This is a genomic window from Vibrio sp. OPT46, from assembly GCF_015163535.1.
Classification (GTDB): domain Bacteria; phylum Pseudomonadota; class Gammaproteobacteria; order Enterobacterales; family Vibrionaceae; genus Vibrio; species Vibrio alginolyticus.
In genome coordinates this window covers 19,496-20,054 of sequence record NZ_JADDYG010000731.1, presented here as the reverse complement: position 1 = coordinate 20,054, position 559 = coordinate 19,496, and the positions used below count along the sequence as shown (strand labels likewise).

The following is a 559-nucleotide window of genomic DNA, read 5'->3' as shown; positions in this document are numbered from 1 at the left end:
CTTCTTTCGCTTCACCCGGTGCCGTTACGACTGGGTTCACACGCTGAACACGACGCTCCGTATTGGTGAAGTGACCCGCTTTCTCTGCAAACGAGCAAGAAGGCAGAACCACATCCGCGTATTGCGCAGTTTCCGTTAGGAAGATGTCTTGAACCACCAAGAAATCGAGCGCTTCTAAACCTTCAATCACATGCGCTTGGTTTGGGTCACTCAACACTGGGTTCTCACCCATGATGTACATACCACGAACGTCACGATGGCAAGCCGCATCAATGATTTCTGTCAGGGTTAGACCTTGCTCAGAAGGCAGATTTGGCGCATTCCATTCAATCGCAAACTTCTGACGCACAATTGGGTTGTATACCTTTTGGTAGCCTGGGAAGCTGTTTGGCAAAGCGCCCATATCACACGCGCCTTGCACGTTTGATTGACCACGCAGCGGGTTGATACCACCACCTTCAATACCGATGTTGCCACACAGCAATTGCAGATTAGCGATAGAACGCACGTTGTCATGACCTGTCGTGTGCTGAGTAATACCCATCGAGTAGTAAACAGC

At 50.3% G+C, this 559-nt stretch carries 1 protein-coding gene; it reads right to left on the bottom strand.

Features of this window, described 5'->3' with window-relative positions:
• A partial coding sequence (locus IQR33_RS34525; RefSeq protein ID WP_228014168.1) for a molybdopterin oxidoreductase family protein occupies nucleotides 1–559 on the bottom strand: 559 nt, incomplete at both ends.